A 25,753-nucleotide genomic window follows, 5' to 3' on the forward strand; every position below is an offset into this window, starting at 1 on the left:
GACCCGACGCGCCTACCATGGAGTCGTGAAGCTCAAGCTCGATCTCCACGACATCTTCAACAAGGGCCACGACATCGACCGCGCCCTGCGCGGGATCATGGACGAGGCGGTGGCGAAGAAGGCCACCCTCGTGGAGATCATCCCAGGCAAGGGCTCCGGCCAGCTCAAAAAGCGGGTGCTGCGCTTCCTCGACCAGAAGGACGTCAAGCAGCTCTACCACCGCGTCGAAAAGGACTCCAAGAACTTCGGCCGCCTCTTCGTCCACTTCCGCTGGAAGTGACCAGGGCGCTGCGGCTGCCCTGGTGAGTCGTCTGCGCCATCAGCTCCATAGGAAGCGCGACACCTTATCTGCCACGGGCGGAAGCCTTGGATTTCACAGCGAGTAGGTGTGCGCCACCGCCAGCATCTCGGAGGTGTGGGAGCCGGCCACGCCGACGCCGGGTGGGCGGGGGCGGAAACCGGGGATGTCGGACAGGCCGTCGCTGGCGTCCATCACCCGCAGCACCACTTTCTCCGTCTCCATCCGCAGGGTGAGGGTCACCTCGACACCTTCCGGCGGCGGGGCGTGGAACAGCAGTCCGAAGCCCCATTCACTCTCCGCCGGCACGGGCTTGAGCGTCAGCGGCACGCCGGCCGCGCTGGCCTTGGTGACGGTGGCCGAGCCGGATTCGACGTGCAGCGAGAGCAGGCGGACCGGGCGTTTCGGAGTCACCCGTACCCGCAGGGTGCGCTCGGCGCCCGCAGCGGTGTCCGCCAGCACCGTGACGGCCGGTGGCGGCAGGTTCGCCCCGGGAGCGTTCCCGATCTTCAACCGGCCGTCGCCGAGGGCGGGGAAGAAGCGAGAAACCGTCCCCTCGTCGGGCACGTACTGGGCCGTCCACGGTTGCGGCTCGTCCTCGCGACTGAGCCACATCGCCCGGCCGGTGTCTGTGTCCAGGGCGTACATCAGGTGGGTGGGCACGGGGTGGGCGGTGTCGAAGCGGTCCACGGCCAGGCCGACCCCGGCGAACACCACGGCGGCGAGCGTGGTGGCGGCGGCCGGCAGCGCGCCGAGCCGGCGGGCCCGGACCGCCATCATGCCGCGCTGGCCGCCGGCCTGCGGGTGCAGCAGGTCGACCACGGGTAGCGCGGCCAGCCCGAGCAGCACCGCGAAGAGCGCGCCCACCCCGCCCATCGCCATGCCCAGCGCCGGGAAGAGCAGCACCACGGCGGGCAGCAGCACCACCACGGCCACCGCGCCGGACAGGGTCGCCGCGGCCACCGGCCACGGGCCGTCCAGCCGGGTGCTCAGCGCAGCCAGCCCGGCGAGCGCGCCGGCCAGCGCGGGCAGGGTCGCCAGGTACGCGCCACCGGGCACCTCGGCGGCGAGCAGCACCCCGAGCAGGGCCAGCCAGGCGAGCCCGCCGAACGCGAGGGCGGCCGGGCCGATCCGGCGGCGGGTCAGCGCGTACCAGGTGAACAGGACGGCGGCGGCGAGCGCCAGCACGGCGAGCCGGTACCAGACCGGCCGGTACGGGTCGAGCAGCCCGGCGTACCCGGGGCGGATCGTGGTGATCGCGGTCCAGAGCAGCCACGCGCTCAGCGGGGCGACCACGATCGGCACCAGGGCCAGCCCGATGCCGGCGGCGAGCCTCCCGACGGTGGCCCGGCCGCGCCGGACCAGCAGCCAGCCGAGCAGGCCGACCGCGACCAGGGCGGCCAGCGCCAGCGGCACGGTCAGCCAGCCGGGGTAGCGGACCAGGCCGCCCGGCACCGGGAAGTAGGTGGCGTCGTGGTCGGAACCGAGCTTGGTCAGGTCGGTGCGACCGAATTCGCGGGCCAGGCCGAGCGCGTTGTCGCCGTGCATCTGGAGGCTGCCCCGGTCCATCGCCGCCGGGGTGTCCAGCGGCGTGTGGTAGATGGCGCCGCCGTCGATGTACGCCGAGTTCAGGCCGACGAAGTCGTGGTCCAGGAAGGCGGTGAAGTCGGTGTCGTTCGGCAGCGCCCGGTAGATCTCCACCGCGAACGAGGTGCCCACCGGATGCGGGGCGGCCCGGCCGAAGACGTCTACCAGCTCGGCGTTGTTCCGGGACGTCTCGAACATGATCACCGGTCCGGTGCTGCCGCGTGCCTCCAGGTTGAGCACCACCCCGCCGTCGGCGGCCAGCGGGTGGCCGGCGGCGAACGCCGACGCCCCGCACAGGCACGCCTCCTCCGCGTCGGTGAGCACGAAGACGATGTCGTTGCGCGGGCGCGGGCCGGCGGCGAGCGCCCGGGCCACCTCCAGGATGCTGGCGACCCCGGCGGCGTCGTCGTTGCCACCGGGCCCGGACTGCACCGAGTCGTAGTGGGCCACCAGGAAGAGCCGCCCGGTCGAATCGGTGCCGGTCAGTCGGGCCACCACGTTGCGGACCCGGGCCAGGGTCGCCCCGCCAGCGGCGCCGCTGAGCTGACCGGCCTCCGGGGCGACGGTGTCCTGCACCTCGGTCTCCAGGCCGAGCCCGCGCAGCACGCCGACCAGGTGCTCCCGGACCTGGTCGTTGGCCGGGCTGCCGGCCACGTGCGGCCGGGCCGCGATGACCTTGACATGCTGGTACGCCCGTTCGGCGCTGAACCGGTCCGCCGGCGCGTCGGCGGGGCGCGGCGCCGGGGTGGCCAGGTCGACCAGGACACCCGCGCCGACCGTGAGCAGCGCGGCGACCGCGGCGACCGTGGCGGGCAGCCGGCGGCGCGGCCGGGCCAGCGCCCGATCGGCGGGGCGGGTCGGGGGTACGCCCACTCGGAGCTCCTCAGGGGTGGTCGGGGTGGCCCCATCCTGCCCCTCCACCGCGCAGTGGTGAAGCCTTCTTTGTGTGCGACCGTTGTCTGATACAGGATGAGCAGGGCGCTCGGAAGGAGTCGGACATCACCAGCGAACTCCCGCGTATCGCGGCGGTGCCGCGGCCGTCCTTCGTGCCCCGGGCTGCCGCGCCGGGCGGGCATCCGACCAACCTGCCGCCCGGTGACCGGCTGCGAGTGCTGCTGGTTGAGGACGACGAGGGCGACGCCTTCCTGGTTGGCGAGCTGCTCGCCGAGACCAACTCGATGATCGATCTGCTGGTCGCCACGAGTCTCAGCGAGGCTCGGCAGCGGATGGCCGGGGTCGACTGCGTCCTGCTCGACCTGGGTCTGCCCGACGCGCAGGGCCTTGACGGGCTGCGCCGGGTGCTGGAGGTGGCCAGCGGGGCCGCGGTCTGCGTGCTCACCGGCCGCTCGGACGAGCACCTGGGCATCGTCGCGGTCGCCGAGGGGGCCCAGGACTACCTGGTCAAGGGGCAGGTCGATGGGGTCCTGCTGACCCGCGCGCTGCGCTACGCGGTGGAGCGCAAGCGGGCCGACGAGAACGCCCGGCGGCTGCGTGAGGTGGAGCTGCGTCAGGCCGAGTCTGCCCGCCTGGAGCGGGGCCTGCTGCCGCAGCCGCTGATGACCACCGACCAGGTGTCGGTGCACACCTTCTACCGGCCCGGCCGGCACGCCGCGCTGATCGGCGGCGACTTCTACGACGTGGTGCAGACCCGGCCGGACCGGATCGACCTGATCGTCGGTGACGTCTGCGGCCACGGCGTGGACGAGGCCGCCCTCGGCGTCGAGCTGCGGGTCGCCTGGCGGGCGCTGATCCTGGCCGGGGTGCCGGATGACGAGGTGCTGCCCGCCGTCGAACAGGTGCTGATGAGCGAGCGGCGCCTCCGAGAGATCTTCGCCACGGTGGCGACCATCCGGCTCGACCTGGCGGCCGGCCGGGCCACCGTGCGGCTCGCCGGCCATCCACCGCCGCTGCTGCTCAGCGGCGGTAGAGTCGCCCCCGTGCCCGCCAAGGGTGGTCTGTTGCTCGGCGTACGGCCGCGCCGGCCCGTCGCCTTCGACCTGGAGCTCGACGCTGATGACTGGTCCCTGCTGATGTACACCGACGGTCTCATCGAGGGCCGGGTGGGCGCCGGCGACGACCGGCTCGACGTGCCCGGGCTCACCGACCTGCTCGCCGACCCGGCCAGCCGGGCGGTGTCGCTGGCCGAGCTGCCGGCCTGGCTGGTCGGCCGGGCCGAGGAGCTGAACGGCGGGCCGCTGGCCGACGATGTCGCGATGCTGTTGGTCAGCCGGGGCGGTGGCCGGTGACCGCGTTCCGGCAGGGTTGGACCCTGCGCCGTCGGGTGGTGGCGCTGCTGACCGTGGTCCTGGTGCTGCTGCTCGGGCTGGCCACGGCCGAGTCGCTGGTCGCGGCGACGAACCGGCAGAACATCGACGTGATCCTGATTAAAACGGGCCCGCTGCGGGTGCAGGGCCAGGAGCTGATGAACGCCCTGCTCGACCAGGAGACCAGCATTCGCGGGTACGCGGTGAACGGCGACCGCAAGGACCTCGCCCCGTACGAGGCGGGTCTGCGGCGGGAGCGGAACACCGTCGCCTCGATGCGCGAGCTGGCCGGCGACTACCCGGGCGTGCTGCGTGCGCTGACGGTCATCGAGGAGCGCGCGGCGCAGTGGCGGGCGGACGTCGCCCAGCCGGTGATCGGCGCGACCGAGAGCAGCGGCCCGGCCGCCGGGCGGGAGTTGGTCACCGACCAGACCCGGCAGCAGTTCGACGGCATCCGGGCCGCGGCGGACACCCTCCAGGACGAGATCCTCACCGTCCGGCAGCAGGCCGTCGAACGGACCAACCGGACCAGCAACGAACTGGTGGTGCTGCTGATCGCCGCCGCCCTGGTGGTGGCGGTGGCCGGGGTGGTCCTGCTGTTCTTCCTGGAGCGGATGTTGATCCGGCCGCTGGCCGCCCTGGCCGGGCACGTGCGACAGGTCGCCGACGGCGACTACCGGCACCACATCGAGGCGTCCGGGCCGCCCGAGTTCCGCCGGCTCGCCGAGGACATCGACGGCATGCGGCAGAAGATCGCCCAGGAGCTGGAAGAGGTCCGCGAGGCCCGGGAGCGCATCGAGTGGGTCAACGGCCAGTTGCAGAAGCAGGCCGAGGAGCTGACCCGGTCCAACCGCGACCTGGAGCAGTTCGCCTATGTCGCCTCGCACGACCTGCAGGAGCCACTGCGCAAGGTGGCCAGCTTCTGCCAGCTGCTGCAGCGCCGGTACGCGGGCCAGCTCGACGAGCGCGCCGACCAGTACATCGCCTTCGCGGTCGACGGCGCGCAACGGATGCAGCGGCTGATCAACGATCTGCTCGCGTTCTCCCGGATCGGCCGCCTCAACACCGGCTTCGTCGAGGTCGACCTCAACAAGGTGCTGGGCGATGTGGCCGCCCAGACCGAGGCCGCCCGCCAGTACGCCGACGCCGAGCTGACCTGGGACGAGCTGCCGGTGATCCGCGGCGAGGAGCCGCTGTTGACCAACCTGCTGGCCAACCTGGTCAGCAACTCGATCAAGTTTCGCCGGCCGGAAGTGCCGCCCCGGGTGCACGTGTCGGCCCGGCTGGTGGACGGCGAGTGGGAGGTCACCTGTCGGGACAACGGCATCGGAATCGAGCCGGAGTTCGCCGACAAGATCTTCGTCATCTTTCAGCGGCTGCACTCCAGGGACGCGTACCCGGGCACCGGCATCGGCTTGGCCATCGTGAAGAAGATCGTGGAATATCACGGCGGCCGGGTCTGGGTGGACACCGACGCCGAGGAGGGCACCGCGATCCGGTTCACCCTCCCCGCGCTCGCCGAGGCGGACGCGGTGCCGGTCGGTCGGCAGCCGGACGGCGCGGCACAGGAGGGGGCGCCCGAGGGGGCGGCCGTAGACGGTACAACGGGTGGCATGAAGGAGACGGTGGGATGACCGTGCCGGCGGACGGCAAGAGCCCGATCGAGGTGCTGCTGGTCGAGGACGACCCGGGCGACGTGCTGATGACCCAGGAGGCGTTCGAGGAGCACAAGCTCCGCAACCGCCTCACGGTCGTCTCCGACGGCGCGGAGGCGCTCGCCTACCTGCGCCGCGAGGGCCGGTACGCGGACGCGGTGACCCCGGACCTGATCCTGCTCGACCTGAACCTGCCCCGCCGCGACGGGCGGGAGGTGCTTGAGGAGATAAAGCAGGACGAGGAGCTCTGCCGGATCCCGGTGGTGGTGCTCACCACCTCCCAGGCCGACGAGGACATCCTGCGCAGCTACCAGTTGCACGCCAACGCCTACGTGACCAAGCCGGTGGACTTCGAGCGGTTCATCTCGGTGGTCCGCCAGATCGACGAGTTCTTCGTCAGCGTGGTCAAGCTGCCGCCGCGTGGCTGACCCGCTGCTGGTGGAGGTCGGCGCGCTGCTGCGGGAGGTCGCGGCGGACGTCGTGGTGCCGATGTTCCGCCGGCTCGACGCCGCCGACATCGCCGAGAAGGCGCCCGGCGAGGTGGTCACCGTCGCCGACCGGCGGGCGGAGGAGCTGATCAGCGCCCGGCTGCGACGGCTGCGCCCCGGGTCGGTGGTGGTCGGCGAGGAGGCGGTCGCCGACCGCCCGGACCTGCTGCGGCACCTGCGCGGCACCGGTGACGTCTGGTTGGTCGACCCGATCGACGGCACCGCCAACTTCGCCGCCGGACGGCGCCCGTTCGCCCTGATGGTGGCGCTGCTGACCGACGGCATACCGGTGGCCTCCTGGGTGTACGACCCGTTGGCCGGGACCATGGCCGCATGCCGCGTCGGCGCGGGCACCTGGCTGGACGGGACGCCGGTACGCAGCACCGGGCCGGTGCCGGAGGTCGGAGCGCTGCGCGGTGCCGCGATGACCCAGTTCCTGCCACCGGCCACCGGACAGCGGGTGGCGGCGGGTGGCGGGCGGATCGGTGAGCTGCTGCCCGGCCAGCACTGTGCCGGCCGGGAATACCTCGACATTCTCACCGGCGCGCAGCAGTTCGTCCTCTTCTGGCGCACCCTGCCGTGGGATCATGCGCCCGGCACCTTGCTCGTACGGGAGGCGGGTGGGGTGGCCCGCCGCTTCGACGGGACCGACTACCACCCGGCGGACGACGACCCGGGCCTGCTGGTGGCGTCCAGCGCGGAAGTCTGGGACGAGGTCCGGGCAGCACTGCTGGGCGGTTGACCGGTATCGTGACCGCCGGTCGACGGAAGGACGCTCTCGTGCCCAGGATCAGGCTCATCCGCCGGCCGTTGCTCGCCCTGCTCGCCGCGACGATCCTGCTGCTCGGTGCCGGCCTCGCCCCGGCCGGGGTCGCCGTCGCCGCGCCCACCCCGAGCGCCCCCGACGAGGGCGGCAGCAAGAAGCTGCGGGATGCCCTCGAAGCGGCGGCGAAGGGCCACATCGAGGCCAAGGCCCGGCTCGACAACTCCAAGCGCCGGCAGACCGAGCTGACCGCGCGGCTCAAGCAGCTCGAGGTGCGCCTGGTCGAGCTGAACTCGCAGGTGGGCGAGGTGGCCGCGCAGTCGTACCGGCTGGGCCGGCTGACAACGCTGTCGGCGCTGCTGGCCAGCTCCGACCCGGACTCGTTCCTCCAGCGTGCCGCGGAGCTGGACCTGATGGCCCAGCGGGACAGCCGACGGTTGCGTGATCTGTACGAGGCGAAGGCCGAGGCGGCCCGGGCCAAGCTGGCCATCGATGCGGAGATCCGCGAGCAGCAGAAGCAGCTCGCCGTCCTGGCAAAGAAGAAGCGGGACGCCGAGGCCGCGCTCGCCATGGTCAGCTCGGGTGCCGGCACCGGGTTCGGCGGCGGCTCGGCGTCGGCCAAACCGGCCCCGCGTAACTCGGACGGTTCCTGGCCGTCGGAGTCCTGTTCGGTGAAGGATCCGACCACCGGGAGCTGCATCACCCCGCGTACCCTGCACATGCTTCAGCAGGCCCAGGCGGCCGGTTACAAGCGGCACGTCTCCTGCCACCGCAGCGGCGGCGACGGCGAGCATCCGAAGGGGCGGGCCTGCGACTTCTCCGCCGCCGCCGGCGGCTTCGAGAACGTCTCGGCCACCGGCGGCGACAAGACGTACGGGGACAGCCTCGCCAACTACCTCAAGAACAACGCGGGCCGGCTCGGCGTCATGTACGTGATCTGGTACCGGCAGATCTGGATGCCGAACACCGGCTGGCGGTCGTACAACGGTGGCGGCAGCCCGGCCGGCGACCACACAAACCATGTTCATGTTTCCATGTATTGATTCCTACCGTCCATCTGATGCGTAGCATCGCCACGGTGAGCAGCACATCCTCCGATGTCGTGGTGGAGTCGGCGGCGAGCGCCCCGGCTCCACGGGCCCTGCCGAACGGGCTCGCCGCGTTCCTGGTCTTCCTCTCCAGCGGGGCAGTGCTGGTGCTGGAGACGGTCTCGCTCCGCCTGGTCGGCCCGTACGTCGGGGTGACCCTTCAGGTGACCAGCTCGGTCATCGGCATGGCGCTGGGCGCGATCGCGTACGGGGCCTGGATGGGCGGGTGGCTGGCCGACCGGCGGGACCCGCACGGTCTGCTGGCTCCGGCCCTGGTGCTTGCCGGCATCGCCACCGCGGTCACCCTGCCCGTCGTCCGGTACGCCGGTGAGGCGCTGCGCGGCGGCGCGGCTGGCGGCGTGCTGCTGTTGACCGCGTTGGCGGTGCTGGTGCCGGCGGGGCTGCTCGCCGCGATCACCCCGCTGGTGGTCAAGCTTCAGCTCGCCGACCTGCGCCGGACGGGGCAGGTGGTCGGGCGGCTTTCCGGCATCGGCACGCTGGGTGGCATCACCGCCACCCTGGTTACCGGCTTCGTGCTGGTGGCGGCGCTGCCCAGCACGGTGATCGTGCTCGGGTTGGCGGCCGTGCTGGGCCTGACCGGGCTGGCGCTCGGGGCGTACCTGCGGCGGCGGGCGGGGACCGGGCGGCCCGGTCCGGCCCGGGGCCGGGCGGCGCTGGCGGTGCTCGGCCTGGCTGCGGCGGGACTCTCGGCCGTCGCCCCGAACCCGTGCGACGTGGAGACGGCGTACCACTGCGCGAAGGTGGCGCCGGACCCGCAGCGGCCCGAGGGCCGCTACCTCTACCTGAACTCGGCGCAGCACTCGTACGTCGACCTGGCCGACCCGACCCACCTGGAATACGCGTACACGCAGTGGATCGGCCTGGTGGCCGACGCGGCCGCGCCGCAGGGGCAGCGGCTGGACGCCCTGCATCTGGGCGGCGGCGGCTTCACCATGCCGCGCTACCTCGCCGCCACCCGGCCCGACACCGACAACCTGGTCTTCGAGCTCGACGGCGGGCTGGTCGACCTGGACCGGCGGGAGCTGGGCCTGCGCACCGGGCCGCGGTTGCGCGCCGAGGTCGGCGACGCCCGGGTGCTGCTCGGCGCCGAGCCGACCGACAGTCGTGACCTCATCGTCGGCGACGCCTTCGGTCACCTGGTCGTACCCTGGCACCTGGCCACCCGGGAGATGGCGGCGGAGATCCGCCGGGTGCTGCGGCCGGGCGGGATCTACGCGCAGAACGTCATCGACATGCCGCCGGACCGCTTCATCCGGGCCGAGCTGGCCACCGTCGCCGCCGAGTTCCGGAACGTCGCGCTGATCGCGCCGCCCTACGGGATCGCCGGGCACTCCGGCGCGAACTTCCTGATCGTCGCGTCGGACGCGCCGCTGCCGCTGGCCGCGATCCAGGCCCGGCTGCCCCTGCTGCCGGAGAAGGCAGCCCTGCTGCACGACGCCGAGCTGACCAGATTCGTCGGCGAAGCGCTGGTGCTCACCGACGACTACGCCCCGGTGGACCAGCTGCTGGCTACCGCCTGAACGGGTGACTTTCTGACCGATTCCGACCGCTGAGGTGTACGCCGGCCGGCTGCGGGCAACAGGACCGACCATGGGTGTATCGGCCAGGGGCGACGCGCAGCTGCTGGGTGAGCGGTACCGGCTGATCGAGCAGCTCGGTGCGGGCGGCATGTCGGTGGTGTGGCGCGGCTACGACGAGGTGCTCGGCCGCCAGGTGGCGGTCAAGGTGCTCGCCTCCCGGCTCGCCAGCGACAAGGCGTTCCGGCATCGGATCCGGCTCGAAGCGCAGGCCGCCGCGCGGCTCTGCCACCCCAACATCACCAACGTCTACGACTACGGCGAGTCCGAGCAGGTCGGGCTGGCCGTGCCGTACGTCGTGATGGAACTGGTCGACGGCGGCCCGCTGAGCAGCCGGCTCGGCCGCGGCGGGCGGCTGCCCTGGCGGGAGGCGGTGGCCATCGGTGCGGAGGTGTCGTCGGCGCTGGCCACCGCGCACGCCCGGGGCGTGGTCCACCGAGACGTAACGCCGGGTAACGTCATGCTCACCCCGACCGGGGTGAAGGTGGTCGACTTCGGCATCTCGGCGCTGGTGGGGGAGAGCGACCAGGGCCCGGACGGCACCCTGCTCGGCACCCCCGCGTACCTGGCGCCGGAGCGGCTGGACCACGGCCAGGTCTCCCCGGCCACCGACGTGTACGCCGTCGGCCTGCTGCTCTACCGGATGCTCACCGGGCGGCTGCCCTGGCAGGCCAGCACCACCACCCAGATGCTCCAGGCGCACATGTACCACGACCCGGACCCGATGCCTCCGGTGGTCGGGCTGCCCGACGAGGTCGAGGAGCTGGTCCGGCGTTGCCTCGCGAAGCGCCCCGAGGACCGCCCCGCGACCGCCGAGGTGGCCGGCACGCTCGCCGGCGCGGCGGGGATCGCGGCGATCATGCCGGTCTCCCCGGCGCTCGGCCGGTTCGACCGGGCGCTGCCGGAGAACGCCGGGACCACCATCCTGCCCTGGTCGTCGGAGACCGACGCGCTGCCCTTCGCCGCCCTGCGTACCCGCACCCGCCGGGCCGCCGTGCGGCGGCGTCGGGTGGAGGCTGCGGTGGCCGCCGCCGGACTGGTCGCGGTCACCGCCGTGATCTGGGGGATGACCTCGAGGAGCCCGGCCAGCGGCGACGTGGAGCCGACCGAGGCCCGGATGGGGCTGCCGCAGCGGACGCCCTGCGCGGTGGACTACGTGTTGCGGCAGGACTCCGGCAAGGACTTCACCGCCGATCTGACCCTCACCAACACCGGTGGCCGGGAGTTGCGCGACTGGACGATGAGCTTCACCTTCCCCGGCCGGCAGACGGTCACCAAGGCCCAGCCGGCGGTACGCCAGCAGGGTCGGACGGTGCAGCTTCAAGCGCCGGCCGCCGACGCCGTGCTGGCTCCCGGCGCGTCGAAGAAGGTCTCGCTGACCGGCCGCTACACCGGGGGCAATCCGCTGCCGGTCGAGTTCAAGGTCGGTGGCACCACCTGTGGCGTGCAGGTGTCCGGGGTGGCCGGCTCGACGCCGGCCAAGGCGCCAGCGGCCAAGGCCCCAGCGAGCAAGGCGCCAGCGGCCAAGGCTCCGAAGGCCAAGACATCGGCCAAGCCGGATAAATCGGAGAAGACCAAGAAGCCCAAGAAGCCGGAAAAGACGGAGAAGCCGGGCAAAGGCAAGGGGCCGGACAAGAAGAAGTGACGTTCAGCTCAGCGTGGCGAACCGCTGTAGCTGGTCGATGCTGCCCTCCACGACGAGCATGCTCTCGGGTTTAAGCACCGTGTCCGGGCCGGCGTAGTGGAACCGCTCGCCGGGAAGCTTCGCGCCGACCACCATCACGCCGTAGCGGTCCGTCGGGCTCACGTCGCGCAGCCGCCGCCCCACCAGCGCCGCCGGTACGCGTACCTTGGCGATCGCGAACTCGTCGCCGAACTCGATGAAGTCCAGCATCTTGCTGACGATCAAATGCGCGATTCGCTCGCCGGTTTCTGCCTCGGGAAAGATCACGTGGTGCGCGCCCACCGAGCCGAGGATCTTCGCGTGCTTCTCGGAGGTGGCCCGGGCCCAGATCTGCGGGATGCCCAGCTCGGTCAGCGCCAGCACGGTGAGCACACTCGCCTCCACCGAGGCGCCGATGGCGACCACCACCCGGCGGAAGTCCGCCACGCCGAGCTGGCGCAGCGCCACCTCTTCGGTGGAGTCCGCCTGCACCACCCGGTCCAGCAGCGTCGACCAGTGCTGGACCCGCTCCGGATTGCGGTCGAGGGTCAGCACCTCCTGATCGAGGTGGGTCAGCGAGCGGGCCAGGCGCGAACCGAACCGGCCCAGACCGATCACCACGATGCCGCTGTCGTCCGTGTTTCTAGCCGACAATGGGTTGCTCCTCTGGATAGCGGTAGAGGCGTCGCCGGGTGTTCAACGCGATCGCGGAACCGAGGGTGAGCGGGCCGACCCGGCCGATGTACATGAGCGCGGTCAGCAGGTATTGGCCGGACGGCTTCAGCTCCGCGGCGAGCCCGGTGCTCAGCCCGGTTGTGCTGAACGCGGAGGTGACCTCGAAGAGCACGGCGTAGTAGCGGACGTGCTCGGTCAGCACGATCACCGTGACCGTGCCGGCGACGACCACCGCCACGCTGAGCAGCGCGACGGTCAACGCCTGCCGCTGGCTGGCGGTGGCGATCCGCCGGCCGCCCACCGTCACGTCCGGTTCGCCGCGCAGCTCGGCCCAGATGACGAAGGCGAGCAGAAAGAAGGTGGAGACTTTGATCCCGCCGGCGGTGCTGGCGCTGCCGCCGCCGATGAACATCAACACGATGATCAGCGGGAAGCTTTCCTCGCTGAGCTGGGCGACGTGAATCACGTCGAAGCCGCCGGTGCGGCTCAGCGCGATCTGCGAGAACGAGGCCAGCACCTTGCCGGCCGGGTCGAAGGTGCCGATCGTGGCGGGGTTGCGCCACTCGTTGACCAGCAGGGCGGCGAAGCCGAGCAGGATCAGCATGAAGCTGCCCCAGATGGTCAGCTTGGTGGCGATCGCCCAGTGGTGCGGCCGCCGCCACTCCCGCACCGCCTCGAAGAGCGCTGGGAAGCCCAGCCCGCCGATGATCGCGCCCAGGCCCAGCGGCAGCATCACCCAGGGGTCACGGGAAAGCCCGACCAGCCCGTCGGAGTAAAGGGCGAACCCGCCGTTGTTGAACGCCTGGATCGCGTGGAACGCGGCGTACCAGAGGGCCCGCCCGGGGGGATAGCCGTAGGCCAGCGCCAGCCGGCCGGCGATCACCGCCGTCATCACCGCCTCGGTGGCGAAGACCGTCGCCGCGATCCGGGCCAGCAACCAGCGGACGTCGCCGATGCCGTACTCGGCGGTCTCGGCCTGCACCAGCAGCCGGCTACGCAGGCCGAGCTGCCGGGACACCACCAGGACCACCAGCGCCGCGCCGGTCAGGATGCCGAGGCCGCCGAGCTGGGTGAGCACGGTGATCATCGCCAGCCCGAAGTCGGTCCAGTAGTTCGGGGTGTCGTTGATCGCCATGCCGGTGACCGAGACGGCCGAGGTGGCGGTGAAGAGCGCGGTGACGAACGGGGTGAAGTGGTGCGCCTTGTCGGCTGCGGGCAGCATCAGCAGGCCGGTGCCGATCAGGATCGCCGCCAGAAACCCGAACGGCACCAGCCGTACGGGACGACGGAGCAGACGGCGCACCACGCCATCTTCCGCCCAGAGATTCACCGACAGGACAGAAACCGACCAACTGGCGGTCAACCACACCGGGTCTGCTGGGCGTACTCATCGACGACAGGAGATGGCGTTGCGACGTACCCTTTCCGCCCTCGGCGTGGCCGGCGCGCTGCTCGCGGCGGCCGTGGTGGTGCCGGCCGTGGCCGCCCAGGCCAAGCCCGAGCCCGCCGCTGGGCAGTCCCACGCTGGGCAGTTCCGCGCGGACCAGCAGCCGATCGTGATCGGCCACCGTGGGGCCAGTGGCTACCGCCCGGAGCACACGCTGGAGTCCTACCGGCTGGCGATCCGGCTGGGCGCCGACTACATCGAGCCGGACCTGGTCTCGACTAAGGACGGTGTGCTGGTCGCCCGGCACGAGAACGAGATTTCCGGTACGACCGACGTGGCCGCCCACCCCGAGTTCGCCGCTCGAAAGACGACGAAGACCATCGACGGGGTGAAGGTCACCGGTTGGTTCACCGAGGACTTCACCCTGGCCGAGTTGAAGACGCTGCGGGCCAAGGAGCGGCTGCCCCAGGTGCGGGTGCCCAACACCGCGTTCGACGGTAGGTTCGAGGTGCCGACCTTCCAGGAGGTCATCGATCTGGCCCGGGCCGAGTCCAAGGCGCGTGGCCGGACCGTCGGCGTCTACCCGGAGACCAAGCACCCCAGCTATTTCGCCTCGATCGGGCGACCGTTGGAGGAGCCGCTGGTCGCGGTGCTCAAGGCCAACAAGCTGACCCACCGCAACGACCCGGTCTTCATCCAGAGCTTCGAGACGGCGAACCTGCGCAAGCTGGACCGGATGATCGACGTACGACTGATCCAGCTCATGGACGCCGCCGGCCAGCCATACGACTTCACCGTTGCCCGCGACCCGCGCAGCTATGCCGACCTGGCCTCGGCCGCGGGCCTCGCCTGGGTGGCCAAGTATGCCGACGGCATCGGCCTGCACAAGGATCTGATCGTGCCTCGGGACGCGGCCGGCAAGCTGCGCGCGCCGACCACGGTGATCCGGGACGCGCACCGGGTGAAGCTGCTGGTGCACGCCTGGACCTTCCGCGCCGAGAACCAGTTCCTCCCGGTCGATTTCCGGATCGGCACCGACCCGAACGCCCGTGGCGACATCACGGCCGAGTACGAGCTTTTCTTCGGCCTCGGCCTGGACGGCGCCTTCGCCGACCAGCCCGACACGGCCGTGGCGGCCCGCGCCGGCCGCTGAGACGTGCCCAGCTCCGTGCACGAGCTCCTGCGCTTCGCGACACCCCGCGGCGAGGGCATCGTGTTCCGTGGCCGGCCGTGGCCCGGGGTGTGCCCGCTCGGCGCTACGAACTTGATGACGTGAATGGATCGGCACGGCGGAGGTTTGTCTGCGCCGCTGCCTTTCGAGCTGATGGCGTAAACGAATCAGCCCAGGCGTCTGGGCCTGAATCGTTTACGCCATCAGGTCTGTAGGGAGCGAGGGGCTTACTGCCCGGGGCGCTCGGCGACGTAGGTGCCCCGCCCCGGCTGGCCGGTGATCAGCTCACGGTCGTGCAGCAGCGACATGGCGCGGTAAGCCGTGTTCATGTGAACGCCATACGCCTCGGCCAGCTCGCGGGTCGAGGGCAGCTTGTCGCCGGGCTTCAGCTCTCCGCTCCTGATCTTCGCGGTGAGGTCGTTGGCGATCTGGCGGTATGGCGCTTCGGCTGTGGGCATGGTGAGGACTCCGGTTGGTTCGGCGAATCCGATCCTGCCCTACTTGCACAAGTAACTGCAACAAGTTGCGACACATCGAAAGTGGAGGGTCGACCAGAACCAGATACTGGTGTAGGTTTGCGATGTCCGGCTCCGGTTGGTTCGGCAAACCCCCTGGAGTTCGGACCCAGAGGTGGGCTCCGGGGTCGTACCGCCGAGCAGGGCTGCGGTCGTGGGGCCGGGTGGGCCGGCCCCGTCCCCTGTCCGTGGGCCGGCCCGCCTTCCAGGATCCGACCAGGCGAGGAGGGTGCTCATGCGAAACGTGCTGAACCTGTTCCGGCCGGCGGCGAGGCGGGCGACGAGGCCAGCACCCCGGCCGCCGAACGACGGGTGGTACCGCTCGAAATACTGCCTGCCGCTGACTGTCGGGCAGATCCGCGAGCGGCAGTTCCGCAGTGTGCGGCGCGGGCTCGACCCGGCCGAGGTGCACGCGTTCCTGTGTCGGGTCGCCGGTGACCTGGCCGCCGCCCGCCGGGAGGTGGCCCTCACCCGCGAGGAGAACGTACGGATCAAGCGGGCGCTGCGGAGCTGGCAGTCGCGCTTCACGCCGGGGGTGCGGCGGTGAGCCGCGAGCGCTTCGTTGTACACCTGCCGGTGCTCGCCACCGACCTCGAGGGTGCGCGGCGGTTCGCCCGCAGTATCTGCCGGGCGCTCAGCTTCCTGGCCGACGTGGAGCGGGCCGGGACCACGGTGTCGACCGAGGACGCGCAGTCCGTACGCCACTGGGTTTACTGCGACCGGACGCTCGACGGCGGCCGACGTTGCCCGCGCCCGGCCGACCACGACGGCGCGTGCGGCCAGGGTGGATAGCGGTGGCGGTGGCGAGGGACGACACACCGCCCAGCGCATCGATGGCGACCCGGGTCATCGGGATCCCGCCGGGACGCCGGGAGCTGTCAGGGAAGGCCACCCCACCGCGCATACTTGTGTGTTTCGGCCACATAGCTCGTGGGTGATGTCACTTCTAGCGTGAGCCGACAACAAATGAGTTCCCCCTGTCCTCACCTGGAGTCGCAATGACGATCCGGCACACGCGACGGGTGTTCCTCTCCGCCGCCACGATGATGGCGGCCGCGTTGGCGGCCACGGCCTGTGGCAGCCCGCAGGACACCGCGTCCGGCGGCGGCGACAACGCCGCCCCGGTCAAGGTTGGTCTGGTGTATTCCCAGTCGGGGCCCCTGGCCAGCTACGGCAAGCAGTACATCGACGGCTTCAAGGCCGGCCTCAACTATGCCACCAAGGGCACCGGCAAGGTCGGTGGCCGCACGATCGAGGTCACCGAGGTCGACGACGCGGGGGACCCGGCAAAGGCGGTCTCCGCGGCCAAGGACCTGATCGGCAAGGGCACGAAGATCCTCGCGGGCTCCACCGCCTCCGGCGTGGCGTTGCAGGTCGCCCCGATCGCCGAGCAGAACAAGGTGCTCTTCGTTTCCGGGCCGGCGGCCACCGACGCGGTGACCGGGGCGAACCGGTACACGTTCCGGTCGGGCCGGCAGTCCTACCAGGACGTGATGACCGCCAAGTCCTTCATCGGCGACGCCGCCGGCAAGAAGGTCGTCGTGTTCGCCCAGGAGGGGGCGTTCGGCGACGCCAACGAGGCGGCGGTCAAGGCGGTGATCGGGGGCGCCGGTGCGACCGTGAGCAGCGTCCGGGCCCCGGCCAGCGCCGCCGAGTTCACCCCCTTCGCCAGCCAGATCAAGGCCGCCAAGCCGGACCTGCTCTTCGTCGCCTGGGCCGGCACCACCGCCCCGGCCATGTGGCAGACCCTCGACCAGCAGGGTGTACTCGCCGCGACCACGGTCGTCACCGGCCTGGACATCCGCGCCTCCTGGCCCACCTTCGGCGCGGCCGGCAGCAAGATCTCCTTCCTGTCGCACTACTTCGAGGGGGCCAGCAACACCGAGGCGGGCAAGGCGTTGAGGGACAAGGTCGGCACCATCGACCTGTTCCACCCGGACGGCTTCGCCGCCGCCCAGATGATCGCCCGCGCAGTGCAGGAGGGCGGCGACGATGTCGACAAGATGATCAAGGCGCTCGAGGGCTGGCAGTTCGACGGCGTCAAGGGCCAGATGACCATCCGCGCCGAGGACCACGCGCTGCTCCAGCCGATGTACCAGGCCAAGCTCACCGGCAGCGGCACCGACTTCACGGCAACCGCGGAGAAGGCCCTGACCGGTGACGAGACCGCGCCGCCGGTCACCCAGATGAAGGGCTGACCCGTGCTCGCCACCCGCGGTCTGACCTGGCGGATCGGTGAGGTCGCCATTGTCGACAGCGTCTACCTCGACCTCGCGCCCGGCGAGTTCCTCGGCGTGATCGGGCCGAACGGCGCCGGCAAGACCTCCCTGTTCAACCTGATCACCGGCCTGCGTCGGCCCACCGAGGGGCGAGTCCTGCTGGACGCCGAGGACATCACCGCCCTCCCGCCGCACCGGCGGGCCCGTCTCGGGCTGGGGCGTACCTTTCAGGCGTCCTCGGTGTTCGGCTCGCTGACGGTGCGGGAGAACGTCCGGCTCGCCGTGCAGGCGCACCGGGGTGGCTCGATGAAGCTGTGGCGGCGGGCGGCGGCCGACCGGGAGGTGGCCGCCGCCGCCGACGCGGCGCTCGACCGGGTCGGCCTCGCCCACCGGGGTACGGCGCTCGCCGGCACCCTGGCCCACGGCGAGAAACGCAAGCTGGAGATCGCCCTGCTGCTCGCCGGGGAACCCCGGGTGATGCTGCTGGACGAGCCGATGGCCGGGGTCAGCGCCGAGGACGTGCCCGAGTTGGTTGCCGTCATCAAGTCGTTGACCGCCGACAGCGGCCGGTCGGTGCTCATGGTGGAGCACCACATGGACGTGATCCTGGAGCTGGCCGACCGGATCGCCGTCATGCACCACGGGGCGCTGCTGGCCTGCGACACCCCGGACACGGTGATGGCCAATGCCACCGTTCAGGAGGCGTACCTGGGGGAATCGCTATGACCGAACCTGTCCTCAGCGTGCAGGACCTGTCGGTACGGATCGCCGGGCTGCACATCCTCCAGGGCGTGTCGTTCAAGGTCGCGCCCAGCGGGGTGACCGTGCTGCTCGGCCGCAACGGCGTCGGCAAGACCACCACGCTGCGCGCCATCGTCGGCCTGACGCCGCGTAACGGCGAGGTGCGCGGCACCGTCCGGATGGGCGCGCGGAGCCTGCTCGCCCGCCCCACCCACCGGCTGGTCCGCGAAGGCCTCGGCTACGTGCCGGAGGACCGCTGCGTCTTCGCCGGCCTCACCGTCGCGGAAAACCTGCGGCTCGCCGAACGGCGGGGCACCACCCCGGCGTACGACCGGGTTTATGCCCTTTTCCCTGAGCTGGACCGGCGCGGACGGCAACGGGCCGGCTCGCTCTCCGGCGGGCAGCAGCAGATGCTCGCGATCGGCCGGGTGCTGCTCAACGACAACCAACTGCTGCTGGTCGACGAGCCGACCAAGGGGTTGGCGCCGAAGGTGGTGACCGAGGTGGCCGAGGTGCTGGAACGGGTCGCGGAATCCGTGCCGGTGCTGCTGGTCGAGCAGAACCTGGCCGTGGTACGCCGGCTGGCGCGGGACGCCGTGGTGCTCTCCGCCGGCCAGGTGGCCTGGACGGGCAACGCCCAGGACCTGCTGCTGGAGACCGCGCTGACCAAGTCGCTGCTCGGGGTCGGCTCGGGGGAGGTGAAGGCGTGAGCACGGTGATCCTGCTGGCGCTGACCGGGCTCGGCCTGGCGGCGCTCTACTTCCTGGTCGCCTCCGGCCTGTCCCTGGTCTTCGGTCTGGCCGACGTGCTCAACTTCGCGCACGGCCTGTTCCTCGGCGTCGGGGCGTACGCGACCTGGTGGGCGGCCGGCAACCTGCCCGGGGCAGGCTCGGGCGGCTTCGGATTCGTGCTGGCGGTCGCCTTCGGCGTGCTCGCCGGGGCGCTCGTCGCGGTGCTGGTCGAGCTGGTGCTGATCCGGCCGCTCTACTCCCGCACCATCGAGCAGGTGCTGGTCACCGTCGGCCTGTCGCTGGCCGGAGTGGCGCTGCTGCAGGCCACCTGGGGTGCCGACGCGCGGCCGTTCCCCCGCCCGGCGTGGACCCTCAAGGTGACCTCGATCCTCGACGCGAACGTGCCGAACGCCGGGCTGCTGCTGATCATCGCCGCCGCGCTGGTGCTCGGCGGGCTGCTCGCCTTCCTCCGCTTCACCCGGTACGGCCTGATCATCCGGGCCGGGGTGGAGAACCGGGAGATGGTGACCGCGCTCGGCATCGACGTGCGCAAGGCGTTCACGCTGGTCTTCGCGATCGGCGGGGCGGCCGCCGCGCTGGCCGGCGCGCTCGGCGGGGTCTTCTTCGGCACCGTCTCGCCCGGGCAGGGCGGCTCGCTGCTGATCTTCGCGTTCATCGTGGTGGTGATCGGCGGGATGGGCTCGGTGGTCGGGTCCGCGTACGCGGCGGTCGTGGTCGGGCTGCTGCAACAGTTCGTCAACTACTACGGCGCCTCCGGCCTGGGCGACCTGTGCGTGGTCGGGCTGCTCGCCGTGGTGCTGCTGCTGCGTCCGCAGGGCCTGGCCGGAAAGGTGGCTCACGCATGACCAACTCGGTGGTGGAGGCGCCGCCGGCACGGGTGCCCGAGAAACTCGCGCCCTGGCCCGCCCGCTGGCGCCGGCTGCGGCCGTACCTGCCGCTGGTGGCGCTCGCCCTCGCGGCCGGCCTGCCCTACTGCAAGCTGTACCTGCCGGGCGTCTTCGAGGGGCTGCTGAACTCGCCGGGCACCCTGCAACTGCTCGCCGTCTGCCTGGTGTTCGGCGGCTTGGCGGCCGGCTACGACCTGCTCTTCGGGCGGACCGGGATGCTCTCCTTCGGGCACGCCCTCTATTTCGCCGCCGGGGTCTACGGCACCGCCATCCTCGTCACCCGCGGCGGGCTGCCACTGTGGCAGGCGGGGCTGCTCACCGTCACCGGCGGAACGATCCTGGCCGGGCTGCTCGGCGCGGTCGCGCTGCGTACCAGCGGGATCGCGTTCGCCATGGTCACGTTGGCTTTCGCCCAGGTCGGGGCGATCCTGGTGGCCCGGGACTTCGGCGGGCTCACCGGCGGCGAGGAGGGGCTGACGCTGGACGTCGCCGGGCTGCCGGCGGCGCTGATCGGGGTGGGGAACACGGTCAACCTCTACTGGCTGGCGTTGGCGTACCTAGCCCTGGTCGTGTTCGTGGTGCACCGGGTGAGCGGCTCGCCGACCGGGCGGGTGCTGGCCGGGCTGCGCGACGACGAGCGCCGCATCGGGGTGCTCGGGCTCGACCCGTATCGGTTCAAGCTGGTCGCGTTCACCCTGTCCGGCGGGCTCGCGGCGGCTGGCGGCGTGGTCTATTCGCTGCTGGTCGGCGCGTCTCCGCGCATCACCTCCTCCGAGCTGACCCTGTCGCTGCTGGTCATGGTGGTGCTCGGCGGCCCGGGCACCCGCTGGGGTCCGGTGCTCGGCGGCATCCTCTACATGTACCTGGACCACCGGCTGACCGCCTTCGGCAGCAGCGACGCGGTGAACAGCCTCCCGGCGTTCCTCAGCCGCCCGCTGTCCCAGCCCCTGTTCGTCCTCGGCACCGTTTTCATCCTGGCCGTCTACTTCTTCCCCGGCGGCCTAACGAGCCTCCGCTCCCGCCTGGCCCCCGTGCTGGGCGCCCTCCGCCGCCGATAATCAACATGGAAGGGCGGCGGCCCCCCGTGTGGCCGCCGCCTCTCGTCGTCGCTCAGCCGTTCAGCAGCTCGTACGCCAGGGCCGGCGCCTTCATCGCCGCGCTGCCGGTCGGCGCGGTGATCTTCGGAGCGCTGCCGAAGTCGGTGTACGTGACGACGTACCGGTACGCCTTGTGCTTGCCGACCGAGGGCATCTCCAGCACCAGCGAGGAAAGGTGATTGTCCGGCCCCACCAGCGCGGTGAACGGCACGTGCTTGCCGGCCTCACCGAGCGCTTCCGCTTCCCCTTCGTCCAACGCCTTGGCCGCGTTTCCGCTGGTCACGTCGATGAACCCGGTGTACTTGCCGGGCTCCTGCTGCTCGACCGAGGTGGCTGCCTCGATCAGCGGGCCGGCGTTGCCCTGGTCCGCGCCGTCGTAGCGCGGCACGCTGCCCTCGTCGGTCAGCTTTGACCGGTCCAGCGCCATCCACTTGTCGGGGAACTTCGGCAGGCCCGGCTGCCCGCTGAACTTCGCCTTCATCCACAGCTTGTCCTCGATCACCAGAAAGGACATCTTCGTGGTGATGCCGTCCTTGTCCGGGGGCATCGCCATGGTGATCTCGATGGCTTTCGATGCTGGGTCGATTCGTCCGCTCACGTCACTGGACGCGTCCTTGCCGGCGAACCTGAAGGCGCCGTCCGTCTCGCCCGGGACGGCGTCGAGGAGCGCCTCCCTGGGGGTGGCGGTCGGGCTGGCCACCGAGCCGCTTCCCGGCGTGGCGGCCGGTTCGCTCTTCAGCCCGCAACCCCCGACCAGGGTTGTGGCGGCCAGCGTGACGGCGACCGTCCCCACCATCCGTGAGAGGGTGCCGGCGCTGCCCGTTGCCTGTGTCATCGCACTTCTCTTTCTCGTTGCCTAACTCGGTCCGGGACCATGCTGGCGGCCGCAACGGCGGTTTGACTGCCGATATGCTGCCGTGCGACTGCCGCCGGCCGCCGTCGCCGGCCGAGAGGTGGGGTAGGAGCGGAAACTCGCATGTCAGAGGCGTTGCGCTTCGAGATCCTCGGTCCGCAGCGGGCCTGGTACGCCGACCGTCCACTCGACCTCGGCGCCGGCAAGCAGCGGTCGGTGCTCGCCGTGCTGCTGCTCTCCGCCGGCCGCCCGGTGCCGATCGGGCAGATCATCGAGGCGGTTTGGCCGGGTGAGTCCCCCGCCAACGGTCCCAACGTCGTACAGAAGTACGTCGCCGGCCTGCGCCGGGTGCTGGAACCCGAGCGGTCCCCGCGGACGCCGGGACAGGTGCTGACCCTCACCGACGCCGGATACCTGCTGCGGATCCGTCCGGAGGCGGTGGACGCGGTCCGCTTCGAACGCGGGGTGCACCTGGCCCGGCAGCAGCACTCGGCCGGGCGTACCGCCGAGGCGAAGGCAGAGCTGACGGCCGCCCTGGCGATGTGGCAGGGCGAACCGTTCACCGGGTTCGCCGGGCCGTTCTTCGAGGCCGCCCGACACCGGCTGGTGGAGCTGCGGGCCGTCGCACTGGAAACCCGCGTCGAGTTGACACTGGAGAGCGGCCGGCATCGCGAGCTGATCGGCGAACTTGTCGAGCTGGTGGCCGAGTTCCCGGTCCGGGAGCGGCTGCGGCACCAGCTCATGCTGGCGCTGTACCGCAGCGGGCGGCAGGCGGAGGCGCTCGCCGCGTACCGGGAGTTCGCCGACCTGCTCCGCGAGGAGCACGGCATCGAGCCGGGCGAGGCTCTGCAGGAGCTGCACGGGCGGATGCTGCGCTCGGATCCGACGCTGACCCCGGACGCGTCGTACAGCGGCCCGCCCGTCCTCGCGGCCGTCGGGCCGGATTCTGTCGTGACCGGCTCGGGCTCCCCGGTGGCGGCCCGGCCGCTGCCGGGGCGCGCAGCGCCTCCGTCGGCGTCCGCGCCGGCCGTGGCCCAGGCCGATAGTGGCTGGCCGGCCGCCACCGTTCCGCCCGGGCACCCTTCCAGCGCGTTCCAGCCCTCAGTCGGGCTGCCCCGGCAAGAAGCGCGGAGGTGGATCCGGACCACGGCGACCATCACCGGCACGGCGGCCACCCTGCTGTCGTTCGGCGCGCTCACCTGGGCGGTGGTCCTCGCGTACGCGTTGTGGCGTCGCAGTTGGCGGCTCGCGCTGGCCGGGATCGGCTACCTGCTGCTGTTCGCCAGCATGTTCGTCATCGCGATCAATGACGCATCGGTGGACGAGGATGCTTCCCTGGGCGTCGAAGGCGTGTACTGCCTCACCGCGATCGCGCTCTGTTGGCTCGTGGGCGCCGTCCACGTGGTGTTGCTCAATCCGGACCTGTGGTCGTTCCTGACCCGGCGGCACGGCGCCGGCCAGCAGCGCGCGGTGGAGCAACGGATGCGCCGGGAACAGGCGCGCTCCCTGCTCATGCACTTCCCGCTGGCCCGGTACGAGCTCCGCATCGGCCGTCCCGATCTGCCGCGCACCTTTGACGATGGCGGGCTGGTCGACGTGAACGGCGTCCCCGACCTCGTGCTGGCCGCGTTGCCGGGACTGACCGACGGGCAGCGCCAGCGGATCGTCATCGAGCGGTGGACGCGCGGGCCGTACACGTCCCTGGAAGACCTGGTCGCGCGCTGCCCGCTGCCGCCCGCGGCGGCGGACTGCCTCCGCGAGATCCTGCTCTTCCTGCCGTCCTCCGCGCCGCCCGTCCCGCCGTCGTGATCGTCGGCCGCCCCAGGACGCCTGGTAGAAATGCCGGATGAGTCAGGATCGGGTGGCCGTACGGGAACAGGCCGAGGCGGTGCTGCGGCGGCTGGCCGGCGAGCACGCCCGGCTCCGCGAGGACCAGTGGCGGGCGATCGAGGCGCTGGTGGTGGACCGGCGGCGGGTGCTCTGCGTACAGCGCACCGGCTGGGGCAAGTCGGCCGTCTACTTCGTGGCCACCGCGCTGCTGCGGGAGCGCGGGGAACACGGCCCGACCGTGATCGTCTCGCCGCTGCTGGCGTTGATGCGCAACCAGGTCGAGTCGGCCGCCCGGGCCGGCATCCGGGCCCGGACCATCAACTCGGCCAACCTCGACGAGTGGGACGAGATCACCGCCGAGATCCACGCCGGGGCGGTGGACGTGCTGCTGATCAGCCCGGAACGCCTCAACAACCCGGACTTCCGCGACGGCGTGCTGCCCAAGCTGGCCGCCACCACCGGGCTGCTGGTGGTGGACGAGGCGCACTGCGTCTCCGACTGGGGGCACGACTTCCGGCCGGACTACCGCCGGCTGCGTACCTTCCTCGCTGAGCTGCCCGAGCGGACCCCGGTGCTCGCCACCACGGCCACCGCCAACGCCCGGGTCACCCAGGACGTCGCCGAGCAGCTGGGTGACGCCCTGGTGCTGCGCGGGACCCTCGACCGGGAGTCGCTGCGGCTGGGCGTACTCGACCTGCCGAGCCCGGCCCACCGGCTGGCCTGGCTCGCCGACCACCTGGACCGGCTCCCCGGCTCCGGGATCATCTACACGCTGACCGTGGCGGCGGCCGGCGAGACGGCGGAGTTCCTGCGGGCGCGGGGCTGGTCGGTGGCCGCGTACACCGGGCAGGCCGAGGACGCCGACCGCCGCGCCGCCGAACAGGACCTGCTGGACAACAAGATCAAGGCGCTGGTCGCCACCAGCGCGCTCGGCATGGGCTTCGACAAGCCCGACCTCGGCTTCGTGGTGCACCTGGGCGCACCGCCCTCACCGATCGCCTACTACCAGCAGGTCGGCCGCGCCGGCCGGGCCGTCGAGCACGCCGAGGTGCTGCTGCTGCCCGGCGTCGAGGACGCGGCGATCTGGCGTTACTTCGCCTCGCTCGCCTTCCCACCCGAGGAGCAGGTCCGGGCGGTCCTCGCCGCCCTGCACACCGACCGGCCGATCTCCACGCAGGCCCTCGAACCGGTCGTCGACCTGCGCCGGGCCCGGCTGGAGCTGATGCTCAAGGTGCTCGACGTGGACGGCGCGGTCCGTCGGGTACGCGGCGGCTGGCTCGCCACCGGCGAGCCCTGGGTCTATGACGAGGCGCGCTTGCGGCGCGTCGCCCAGGCGCGCACCGCCGAGCAGCAGGCCATGCGCGAGTACGCGAGCACCCCCGGCTGCCGGATGCGCTACCTGCGGGAGTGCCTGGACGACACCGGGGCGGCCGACTGCGGCCGCTGCGACACCTGCGCCGAGGCGCTGTTCACCGCCGAGGTGTCCGGTGCCGCGCTCACCGCCGCGCAGGCCTTCCTCGGCCGCCCCGGCGTGCAGATCGCGCCCAAGAAGCTCTGGCCGACCGGCCTGGAGGCGGTCGGCGTACCCCTCAAGGGGCGCATCGCCCCGGCGGAGCAGGCGCTGCCCGGGCGGGCCGTGGGGCGCCTGTCCGACCTCGGCTGGGGTGGGCGGCTGCGCGGCCTGGTCGGCCCGGAGGCGGCGGACGCCCCGATCCCCGACGACGTCGCGGCGGCGGTCATCGAGGTGCTCAAGGCGTGGGCGCACGGCGACGACCCGTGGCCGCGCCGCCCCGTCGGCGTGGTCGCCGTCGCCTCCCGCACCCGCCCGACGCTGGTCGGCACGCTCGCCGAGCGGATCGCCACCGTGGGCCGGCTGCCGTTGCTCGGCCGGGTCGTCCCGATCGGACCCGCCGGGGCCGCCGGGCCGCGCGGCAACAGCGCCCAACGGGTACGCGCGCTGCACAACGCCTTCGCCGTGCCCGACGAGCTGGCCGACGCCCTGGCCGGGCTGGCCGGACCGGTGCTGCTCGTCGACGACCTGGTCGACTCCGGCTGGACCATGACGATGGCGGCCCGGCTGCTGCGCCGCGCCGGGGCGCCGGACGTGCTCCCGCTGGCCCTCGCCGTCGCCGGCTGAACCGTCGGCTTCACCTGGAAAAAAGTTCCCGGGCCGGCCGAACTGCGAGCGCCACCACCGTCACCGACCGTCGATGCGGCGGGGC

The 25,753-nt window shown here is 71.9% G+C and carries 23 protein-coding genes; 18 read left to right on the plus strand and 5 right to left on the minus strand.

Annotated features, from left to right (window positions below):
* Nucleotides 1-25: 25 nt before the first annotated feature.
* A complete protein-coding gene (locus ABZ671_RS21770) occupies nt 26-280 on the plus strand; it encodes a Smr/MutS family protein (protein WP_013736060.1) in 255 nt (84 codons plus the stop codon).
* 93 nt (nt 281-373) lie between these two features.
* Here ABZ671_RS21770 and ABZ671_RS21775 read toward each other — a convergent pair whose 3' ends face one another.
* Nucleotides 374-2,758, minus strand: coding sequence for a M28 family peptidase (locus tag ABZ671_RS21775; RefSeq protein ID WP_357860933.1), 2,385 nt, complete (start codon nt 2,756-2,758; stop codon nt 374-376).
* 173 nt (nt 2,759-2,931) lie between these two features.
* On the opposite strand from ABZ671_RS21775, the gene ABZ671_RS21780 reads away from it, so the two are divergent.
* The 7 genes from ABZ671_RS21780 to ABZ671_RS21810 all read left to right on the plus strand — a co-directional run bounded on the left by ABZ671_RS21780 (nt 2,932) and on the right by ABZ671_RS21810 (nt 11,386).
* Nucleotides 2,932-4,131, plus strand: a complete 1,200-nt coding sequence (locus ABZ671_RS21780) for a fused response regulator/phosphatase (protein WP_357861037.1) — start codon at nt 2,932-2,934, stop codon at nt 4,129-4,131.
* Nucleotides 4,128-5,783, plus strand: a complete 1,656-nt coding sequence (locus ABZ671_RS21785; protein WP_357860936.1) for an ATP-binding protein — start codon at nt 4,128-4,130, stop codon at nt 5,781-5,783. The genes ABZ671_RS21780 and ABZ671_RS21785 overlap by 4 nt, the downstream gene beginning before the upstream one ends.
* Complete coding sequence (locus ABZ671_RS21790) at nt 5,780-6,232, plus strand: response regulator (protein WP_357860938.1); 453 nt, start codon at nt 5,780-5,782, stop codon at nt 6,230-6,232. Before ABZ671_RS21785 ends, ABZ671_RS21790 begins: the two co-directional genes overlap by 4 nt.
* Nucleotides 6,225-7,034: an inositol monophosphatase family protein gene (locus ABZ671_RS21795; protein ID WP_357860941.1), complete on the plus strand. Its 810-nt coding sequence runs from the start codon at nt 6,225-6,227 to the stop codon at nt 7,032-7,034. The genes ABZ671_RS21790 and ABZ671_RS21795 overlap by 8 nt, the downstream gene beginning before the upstream one ends.
* Before the next feature lie 92 nt (nt 7,035-7,126).
* Nucleotides 7,127-8,098 (plus strand): hypothetical protein, encoded by a 972-nt coding sequence (locus tag ABZ671_RS21800; RefSeq protein ID WP_357861040.1) that lies wholly within the window; start codon nt 7,127-7,129, stop codon nt 8,096-8,098.
* A 35-nt stretch (nt 8,099-8,133) separates the two neighbouring features.
* Nucleotides 8,134-9,684 carry a fused MFS/spermidine synthase gene (locus ABZ671_RS21805; RefSeq protein WP_357861043.1) on the plus strand — a complete coding sequence of 517 codons (1,551 nt, stop codon included), beginning with the start codon at nt 8,134-8,136 and terminating at the stop codon, nt 9,682-9,684.
* 70 nt (nt 9,685-9,754) lie between these two features.
* On the plus strand, nt 9,755-11,386 hold the full coding sequence (locus ABZ671_RS21810) for a serine/threonine-protein kinase (RefSeq protein ID WP_357860944.1): 1,632 nt from the start codon (nt 9,755-9,757) through the stop codon (nt 11,384-11,386).
* A gap of 3 nt (nt 11,387-11,389) precedes the next feature.
* On the opposite strand, the gene ABZ671_RS21815 is transcribed toward ABZ671_RS21810, so the two are convergent.
* Nucleotides 11,390-12,058, minus strand: a complete 669-nt coding sequence (locus ABZ671_RS21815) for a TrkA family potassium uptake protein (RefSeq protein ID WP_357860947.1) — start codon at nt 12,056-12,058, stop codon at nt 11,390-11,392.
* Entirely contained in the window at nt 12,048-13,382 is a 1,335-nt protein-coding gene (locus tag ABZ671_RS21820) for a potassium transporter TrkG (RefSeq protein WP_357860950.1), read from the minus strand. The genes ABZ671_RS21815 and ABZ671_RS21820 overlap by 11 nt, the downstream gene beginning before the upstream one ends.
* 106 nt (nt 13,383-13,488) lie before the next feature.
* Here ABZ671_RS21820 and ABZ671_RS21825 point away from each other — a divergent pair, with 106 nt between their 5' ends.
* Entirely contained in the window at nt 13,489-14,619 is a 1,131-nt protein-coding gene (locus ABZ671_RS21825) for a glycerophosphodiester phosphodiesterase (protein ID WP_357860953.1), read from the plus strand.
* Between the two features lie 245 nt (nt 14,620-14,864).
* Here the strand turns inward: ABZ671_RS21825 and ABZ671_RS21830 are convergent, their stop codons facing one another.
* The gene (locus tag ABZ671_RS21830; RefSeq protein ID WP_357860956.1) at nt 14,865-15,095 is read right to left on the minus strand and encodes a winged helix-turn-helix domain-containing protein; all 231 of its coding nucleotides are present in this window, start codon (nt 15,093-15,095) and stop codon (nt 14,865-14,867) included.
* Nucleotides 15,096-15,387: 292 nt separating this feature from the next.
* Between ABZ671_RS21830 and ABZ671_RS21835 the strand changes: the two genes are divergently transcribed.
* The 7 genes from ABZ671_RS21835 (at nt 15,388) to ABZ671_RS21865 (ending at nt 20,809) form a co-directional block, all read left to right on the plus strand.
* Nucleotides 15,388-15,699, plus strand: a complete 312-nt coding sequence (locus ABZ671_RS21835) for a DivIVA domain-containing protein (protein WP_357860959.1) — start codon at nt 15,388-15,390, stop codon at nt 15,697-15,699.
* Nucleotides 15,696-15,944, plus strand: a complete 249-nt coding sequence (locus tag ABZ671_RS21840; RefSeq protein WP_357860962.1) for a hypothetical protein — start codon at nt 15,696-15,698, stop codon at nt 15,942-15,944. Before ABZ671_RS21835 ends, ABZ671_RS21840 begins: the two co-directional genes overlap by 4 nt.
* A 206-nt stretch (nt 15,945-16,150) precedes the next feature.
* Nucleotides 16,151-17,350: a substrate-binding domain-containing protein gene (locus ABZ671_RS21845; protein WP_357860965.1), complete on the plus strand. Its 1,200-nt coding sequence runs from the start codon at nt 16,151-16,153 to the stop codon at nt 17,348-17,350.
* A 3-nt stretch (nt 17,351-17,353) separates the two neighbouring features.
* Nucleotides 17,354-18,097, plus strand: a complete 744-nt coding sequence (locus ABZ671_RS21850; RefSeq protein WP_357860968.1) for an ABC transporter ATP-binding protein — start codon at nt 17,354-17,356, stop codon at nt 18,095-18,097.
* Nucleotides 18,094-18,822, plus strand: coding sequence for an ABC transporter ATP-binding protein (locus ABZ671_RS21855; protein WP_357860971.1), 729 nt, complete (start codon nt 18,094-18,096; stop codon nt 18,820-18,822). Before ABZ671_RS21850 ends, ABZ671_RS21855 begins: the two co-directional genes overlap by 4 nt.
* Nucleotides 18,819-19,709, plus strand: coding sequence for a branched-chain amino acid ABC transporter permease (locus tag ABZ671_RS21860; protein WP_357860974.1), 891 nt, complete (start codon nt 18,819-18,821; stop codon nt 19,707-19,709). Before ABZ671_RS21855 ends, ABZ671_RS21860 begins: the two co-directional genes overlap by 4 nt.
* Nucleotides 19,706-20,809 (plus strand): branched-chain amino acid ABC transporter permease, encoded by a 1,104-nt coding sequence (locus ABZ671_RS21865; RefSeq protein ID WP_357860977.1) that lies wholly within the window; start codon nt 19,706-19,708, stop codon nt 20,807-20,809. Before ABZ671_RS21860 ends, ABZ671_RS21865 begins: the two co-directional genes overlap by 4 nt.
* A gap of 52 nt (nt 20,810-20,861) precedes the next feature.
* Here the strand turns inward: ABZ671_RS21865 and ABZ671_RS21870 are convergent, their stop codons facing one another.
* Nucleotides 20,862-21,683, minus strand: a complete 822-nt coding sequence (locus ABZ671_RS21870) for a hypothetical protein (protein WP_357860980.1) — start codon at nt 21,681-21,683, stop codon at nt 20,862-20,864.
* Between the two features lie 141 nt (nt 21,684-21,824).
* Between ABZ671_RS21870 and ABZ671_RS21875 the strand changes: the two genes are divergently transcribed.
* Together ABZ671_RS21875 and ABZ671_RS21880 are read left to right on the plus strand one after the other, a co-directional pair.
* Nucleotides 21,825-23,510, plus strand: a complete 1,686-nt coding sequence (locus ABZ671_RS21875; RefSeq protein WP_357860983.1) for a BTAD domain-containing putative transcriptional regulator — start codon at nt 21,825-21,827, stop codon at nt 23,508-23,510.
* 37 nt (nt 23,511-23,547) lie between these two features.
* Entirely contained in the window at nt 23,548-25,668 is a 2,121-nt protein-coding gene (locus ABZ671_RS21880; RefSeq protein ID WP_357860986.1) for a RecQ family ATP-dependent DNA helicase, read from the plus strand.
* The last annotated feature ends 85 nt before the right edge of the window (nt 25,669-25,753 follow it).

The sequence above is a fragment of the Micromonospora sp. NPDC006766 genome (assembly GCF_040636055.1).
In the GTDB taxonomy this organism is placed as follows: Bacteria; Actinomycetota; Actinomycetes; order Mycobacteriales; family Micromonosporaceae; genus Micromonospora.